Consider the following 6,866-nt stretch of genomic DNA (forward strand, 5'->3'; position numbering starts at 1 on the left):
CGACGACCGCGGATCGGCCGAGAGCAGAGGCACGCCGTGGTGCATCCCCCGAACGACGACCCCACCTGGTGGCGGGACGCCGTGATCTACGAGGTCTACGTTCGTTCGTTCGCGGACGGCGACGGCGACGGCACCGGCGACCTCGCGGGCGTGCGCAGCCGGCTCCCGTACCTCCGGGACCTCGGCGTCGACGCCCTCTGGTTCACCCCGTGGTACGCGTCGCCGATGGCCGACGGCGGCTACGACGTCGCCGACTACCGCGCGATCGACCCCGCGTTCGGCACCCTCGCCGAGGCGGAGGCGCTGATCGCGGAGGCCCTGGACCTCGGCATCCGGACGATCGTCGACGTCGTCCCCAACCACGTCTCGGACCAGCACCCGTGGTTCCGTGCCGCGCTGGCCGCGGGCCCGGGCTCCCCGGAGCGCGAGCGGTTCTGGTTCCACCCGGGGGCCGGGCCGGACGGCGCGGGCATCCCCACGCACTGGGAGTCGAGCTTCGGGGGCGAGACCTGGACCCGGACGACGAACCCCGACGGCACGCCGGGGGAGTGGTACCTCCACCTGTTCACCGCGCAGCAGCCCGACCTGAACTGGACGCACCCGGACGTCTGGGCCGAGCACGAGGACGTGCTGCGGTTCTGGTTCGACCGCGGCGTCGCCGGCATCCGGATCGACTCGGCCGCGCTGCTGGTCAAGGACCCGGCGCTGCCGGAGCTCCCGGCCGCGGGCAGCAGCCCGGTCCCCGGCGGGCACCCGCACCTCGACCGCGACGAGCTGCACGACGTCTACCGCGCCTGGCGCAAGGTCGCCGACTCCTACGCAGGCACCCGGGTGCTGGTCGGGGAGGTGTGGTTGGACGACGCCGAGCGGTTCGCCGCCTACCTGCGGCCGGACGAGATGCACACCGCGTTCAACTTCGACGTCATGGCCCAGCCCTGGGACGCCGCCGCGCTCCGGGCGTCGGTCGACCGCACGCTGGCCGCGCACCGGGGCGTGGGCGCGCCGGCCACCTGGGTGCTGTCGAACCACGACGTCACCCGCCCGGTCACCCGGTACGGCCGGGCGGACTCGTCGTTCGCGTTCGCCGCGAAGCGCGCGGGCACCCCGACGGACCTCGACCTCGGCACCCGCCGGGCCCGGGCGGCCGCGCTGCTCACCGCCGCGCTGCCGGGGTCGCTGTACCTGTACCAGGGCGACGAGCTCGGGCTCCCCGAGGTCGAGGACCTGCCGCCCGAGGCGGTGCAGGACCCGATGCACGAGCGGTCCGGCGGGGTCGACCCCGGGCGGGACGGCTGCCGGGTGCCCCTGCCGTGGTCGGGTGACCGGCCGCCGTACGGCTTCTCGGCCGCCGGGCCCGCCGGCCCCGGCACCGAGCCCCTCGCCCCCTGGCTCCCGCAGCCCGCCGACTGGGCCGGGCGCACGGTCGCGGCCCAGGAGGCGGACCCCGGCTCGATGCTCCGGCTGTACCGCGCCGCGCTCGCGCTGCGCCGCGCGGAGCCGGGCCTCGGCGACGGCGACCTGCGCTGGCTCGACGCCGGCCCCGGCGTGCTGGCGTTCGCCCGCGGCGACGTGCTGTGCGTCGTCAACCTGTCCGCCGGCCCGGTCGCGCTGCCGCCGCACGCCGGCGTGCTGCTGGCCAGCGGCCCCGTCGACGGCGCCGTGCTCGACCCCGACACGGCCGCCTGGCTGCGCGCCGTCCCGGCCTGACCGCGTCCCGGCGCGGCACCGACCACCCCACCCACCCACCGCACCACCCGACCCGAGGAGTGACGATGAGGTCCTCACGCACGACGGCGCTCGCCCTGACCGGCGCGCTGTCCTTCACCCTGCTCGCCGCGTGCAGCAGCGGCTCCGACGACGCCGGCGAGGGCGACGGCACGTCCGGCGGTAAGACCGTCCTGCGCGTCGTGTCGCTGCTGCCCGGTTCGGAGCAGGAGGCGTTCGACGCCTTCGACGAGCAGGTCGCCCAGTTCGAGGCCGCCAACCCCGACATCGACGTGCAGCCCGAGGAGTACGAGTGGAAGGCGACGACGTTCGCCGCCCAGCTCGCCGGCGGCACTCTGCCGGACGTCTTCGAGATCCCGTTCACCGACGGCAAGACGCTGATCGAGAACGGCCAGCTCGCCGACATCGACGCCCAGTTCCAGGCGCTGCCCTACGCGGACGACTTCAACCCGAACGTCCTCGAGGCCGGCACCGGCGCCGACGGCAAGGTGTACGCGATCCCGGCCAAGTCGGTCTACGGCATCGGCCTGCACTACAACCGGGCGCTGTTCGAGCAGGCCGGCCTCGACCCGGACGACCCGCCGACCACCTGGGACGAGGTGCGCGCGGACGCCAAGGCGATCGCCGACGCCACCGGCCAGGCGGGCTACGCCACGATGACGCAGAACAACACGGGCGGCTGGCAGCTGACCGTCGCGAGCTACGCGCGCGGCGGCCGGGTGGAGACGACGAACGACGACGGCACGTACACGGCGACGCTCGACGACGCGGGCACGAAGGAGGCCCTGGAGTACCTGCACGACCTGCGCTGGGAGGACAACTCCATGGGCGCGAACTTCCTGCTCGACTGGTCGTCGATCAACCAGGCGTTCGCCGCGGGCCAGGTCGGCATGTACACCTCGGGCTCGGACGTCTACACCTCGCTGGTGCAGACCGACGCGATCGACCCCGACGACTACGGCCTGACCGCCGTGCCGCTCGAGGGCGACGACGCGGGCGTGCTCGGCGGCGGGACGCTCGCCGCGGTCAGCACCTCGGCCTCCGAGGCGCAGAAGGAGGCCGCCGTGAAGTGGATCGACTTCTACTACCTGCGCAAGCTGACCGACCAGGACGCCGCGGTGAAGGACGCCGAGACGCTGGTCGCCTCGGACCAGCCGGTCGGCACCCCGGTGCTGCCGATCTTCAGCCAGGAGCAGTACGACGAGTCGCAGACGTGGATCGCCGACCTGGTGAACGTGCCGCTCGACCAGATGACCGGCTTCACCGACGTGATCTTCGACCAGCCGCTGGTCCCGGAGCCGGCCGGCTCGACGCAGGAGCTGTACGGCGCGCTGGACACGGTGGTCCAGGCGGTGCTGACGGACGAGGACGCCGACATCGACGCGCTGCTGGAGCAGGCGGACGCGAACGTGCAGGCGATCCTCGACAAGAACGCGGGCTGACGTGGCCCTGACCCACGACGCTCGTGAGGCTCGTCCGCGGCGGACCCCGGTCACCTGGGTCCGCCGCGGCGGGCTGAGCACGCTGGTCTTCGCGCTGCCGCTGCTGGTGGTGTTCGGGCTGTTCTCCTGGCTGCCGATCGGCAGGGCCGTGGTGATGAGCCTGCAGGAGACGAACCTGGTCACCACCGCGTGGGTCGGCCTGGACAACTTCCGCACGGTGCTCGCGGACCCGCTGCTGGCCACCGCGGTCGGCAACACGCTCTGGTTCGCGGCGCTCGCCCTGCTGTTCGGCTACCCGGTGCCGCTGCTGGCCGCGGTGCTCATGAGCGAGGTGCGCCGGGCCAAGGGGCTGTACAGCGCGCTGGCGTACCTGCCCGTGGTGGTCCCGCCGGTCGTCGCCGTCCTGCTGTGGAAGTTCTTCTTCGACGCGCGGCCCGAGGGCGTGTTCAACACGATGCTCGGCTGGGTCGGCGTCGGGCCGGTGCCCTGGCTGCAGGACGCGGACTGGGCGATGCCGTCGCTGGTGCTGGAGGCCACCTGGGCCGCGGCGGGCGGGACGATCATCATCTACCTGGCCGCGCTGACCTCGGTGCCGGGCGAGCTGTACGACGCCGCCGAGGTCGACGGGGCGTCGGTGTGGCGCAAGGTCTGGCACGTGACGATGCCGCAGCTGCGCGGCGTCCTGTTCATCACCTTCATCCTGCAGATCATCGGGACCGCGCAGGTCTTCCTGGAGCCGTACCTGTTCACCGACGGCGGCCCGGCCAACGCGACGATCACGGTGCTGCTGCTCGTCTACCGGTACGCGTTCGGGCAGAGCCTGGGCGGCGACTACGGGGCGGCGACCGCGCTCAGCCTCATGCTCGCCGCCGTGCTGGCCGTGCTCTCGGTCGTGTACTTCCGCCTCACCCGGTCCTGGAGCCAGACATGACGACGTCGACGAGTCCCGCGGGCCCGACCACGGCGGCCGACCTCGCCGCTGCGGGGGTCGCGGCCGGTGCGGCGGCCTCCCCGGCCGCCCCGGGTCGCGGCCGGCCCCGCCGGGGTCCGCGCCGCGGCCGGCGTCCCGGCCCCCGCCCCGACGAGGCCGACCGCGGCGCCCTGTCGCCCGCGGACTGGCGTCGCCCGCTCGTCCGTCGCTCGATGCGGCTGTCCCACGGGGTGCTGCTCGCGCTGCTCGTGCTGTGCGGCCTGGGCCCGCTGGTGCTGCTCGCCAAGTTCGCGGTCACCCCGACCCAGGACATCCTGCGCACGCCGCTGGCCGTGTTCCCGAACGGCGTCGCGTGGGACAACCTGTCGGCGGCGTGGAACGACGTGCAGGTCAGCCGGTACTTCCTCAACACGGTCGTGCTGGCGGCCGGGGCGTGGGCCAGCCAGATCCTGGTCGCGACCACCGGCGGCTACCTGCTGTCGGTGCTCCGGCCGCGGTACGCGAGGGTGGTGCAGGCCGCGGTGCTGGCGACGCTGTTCGTGCCGGCCGTCGTGCTGCTGGTGCCGCTGTACCTGGTGATCCTCGACCCGCCCCTGCTCGGCCGGTCGCTGATGAACTCGTACTGGGCCGTGTGGCTGCCCGCGGGGGCGAGCGCGTTCAACGTGCTGCTCATGCAGCGGTTCTTCGACAGCCTGCCGCGCGAGGTGTTCGAGGCCGCGCGGGTGGACGGGGCGGGCCCGTTCCGGCTGTTCTGGTCGATCGTGCTCCCGATGAGCCGGCCGATCCTCGGCGTGGTGTCGGTGTTCGCCGTCATCGCGTCGTGGAAGGACTTCCTGTGGCCGCTGCTCGTGCTGCGGGACCCGGACATCCAGCCGCTGTCCGTGCGGCTGCCGTCGCTGCAGGCCACCACCGACCTCGGGGTGCTGATGGCGGCGCTGGCGATCTCGACGCTGATCCCGGTGCTGCTGTTCCTGGTGTTCCAGCGGCTGTTCCTCCGCGGCGCGGGGCTCGGCGGGGCGGTCAAGGGGTGATCGGCGGGCCCGCCCCGGCGGCGGTGATGATCTGACGCCCCGTCGTATCAAGATCACGCCGGGGCGCCCCGGCTCCCGGCGGGCGGGCCCGGGCCCCGATGGGATGATGAGGCGGTGTCTTCCTCCACCGTGACGGCGTCGTCGCTCGCACCGTACGACGCCCTCCTCCTCCTCTCGTTCGGCGGCCCGGAGAAGCCCGAGGACGTCCTGCCGTTCATGCGGAACGTGACCCGCGGCAAGGGCATCCCCGAGGAGCGCCTCGTCGAGGTCAGCCAGCACTACGCGCTGTTCGGCGGCCGCAGCCCGATCAACGACCAGAACCGCGAGCTGCTCGCCGCCCTGCGCGCCGAGCTCGACGCCCGGGGCATCGACACCCCGCTCGCGTGGGGCAACCGCAACTGGGAGCCGTACACCGACGGCGCCCTGGCGGACCTGCGCGAGCGCGGCGCGAACCGCGTGCTCGCGATCGTGACCAGCGCCTACGGGTCCTACTCGGGCTGCCGGCAGTACCGCGAGCACGTCGCCGCGGCGCTCGCGGGCGTCGCGGGCGAGGCCGACGGCTGCGCCGACGCCGAGGCCGCCGCGGGCGTCCAGGTCGACAAGCTCCGGCACTACTTCAACCACCCGGGCTTCGTGCGCGCCAACGCCGACGCGGTCGTCGAGGCGTTCACCGAGCTCGCCGGCCGGGTCGGCCGCCCGGTCGCGGAGGTCGCCGCCGAGGCGCCGCTGCTGTTCGTCACGCACTCGATCCCGCTCGCGATGGAGGCCGGGTCGGCCGCCGCGCGCCCGGGCTACCTGGCCCAGCACCAGGACGCCTGCCGGGAGGTCGCGCAGCTCGTGGCCGCCGACCTCGGGGTGTCGCCGGACTGGAGCCTGGCGTTCTGCTCGCGGTCCGGCCCCCCGTCGCAGCCGTGGCTCGAGCCGGACATCAACGACGTGCTCGCCGAGCGGGCCGAGGCCGGCACCACCGCGGTCGTCATGTCGCCCATCGGGTTCGTGTCCGACCACATGGAGGTCGCGTACGACCTCGACACCGAGGCGATGGAGACGGCGACGGGGCTCGGGATGACCGCGGTCCGCGCGGGCACCGTGAGCACGCGCGAGCCGTTCGTGCGCGGTCTCGTCGACCTGCTCGTCGAGCGCGCGGCGCTCGCGCGCGGCGAGGACGTCGAGCAGGCCACGGTCGGCGCGCTCCCGGCGTTCCGCTCGGTGTGCGCTCCCGGCTGCTGCCTGCGCCGCGACGGCGAGCCGAGCGGCGTCCCGGCGCTGTGCAGCACGGACATCCACAGCTGAACCCCGGCGGACACCCCCGCACGGACCCGAGAGGAACCCCGATGAACGACGCCGCGCGCGTACCCGCGGACCACGAGCAGATCAACACCACCATCCGCTACGCGATGTGGTCCGTCTTCGCGACGGCGGCGCCCCTGCCCGCCGACGCGGACGAGCGCGCGGGCCTCGTGGCCGACGCGCTGACCGCCGTCGGCGGCGGTGACGACCCGTCCGCGCCGGACGGCGACCTCGTCGTGCGCGGCTGGTACGACGTCGCGGGCCTGCGCTCGGACGCCGACCTCATGGTGTGGTGGCACGGCCCGACGGTCGAGTCGGTGCAGCGCGCCTACCAGCACCTGCGCGCGAGCGGCCTCGGGGCGCACCTCGAGCCCGTGTGGTCGAACGTGGCGCTGCACCGCCCGGCGGAGTTCAACCGGGGGCACGTGCCCGCGTTCCTCGCGGGCG

The 6,866-nt window shown here is 74.1% G+C and carries 6 protein-coding genes; all 6 read left to right on the forward strand.

Annotated elements, in window-relative coordinates; all coding sequences use genetic code 11:
- The first annotated feature begins 36 nt into the window (after positions 1-36).
- Entirely contained in the window at positions 37-1,707 is a 1,671-nt protein-coding gene (locus VER05_RS04670) for a glycoside hydrolase family 13 protein (protein WP_324844235.1), read from the forward strand.
- A gap of 65 nt (positions 1,708-1,772) precedes the next feature.
- Positions 1,773-3,167, forward strand: a complete 1,395-nt coding sequence (locus tag VER05_RS04675; protein WP_324844236.1) for an ABC transporter substrate-binding protein — start codon at positions 1,773-1,775, stop codon at positions 3,165-3,167.
- 1 nt (position 3,168) lies between these two features.
- Positions 3,169-4,098, forward strand: a complete 930-nt coding sequence (locus tag VER05_RS04680) for a sugar ABC transporter permease (protein WP_324844237.1) — start codon at positions 3,169-3,171, stop codon at positions 4,096-4,098.
- A complete protein-coding gene (locus VER05_RS04685; protein WP_324844238.1) occupies positions 4,095-5,129 on the forward strand; it encodes a carbohydrate ABC transporter permease in 1,035 nt (344 codons plus the stop codon). The genes VER05_RS04680 and VER05_RS04685 overlap by 4 nt, the downstream gene beginning before the upstream one ends.
- Before the next feature lie 114 nt (positions 5,130-5,243).
- Entirely contained in the window at positions 5,244-6,422 is a 1,179-nt protein-coding gene (locus VER05_RS04690) for a ferrochelatase (protein WP_324844239.1), read from the forward strand.
- 41 nt (positions 6,423-6,463) lie between these two features.
- Positions 6,464-6,866 (forward strand): chlorite dismutase family protein (locus tag VER05_RS04695; protein ID WP_324844240.1); only part of this gene is annotated, 403 nt, incomplete at its 3' end.

It is taken from the genome of Cellulomonas sp. (assembly GCF_035634735.1).
GTDB lineage: Bacteria > Actinomycetota > Actinomycetes > Actinomycetales > Cellulomonadaceae > Cellulomonas.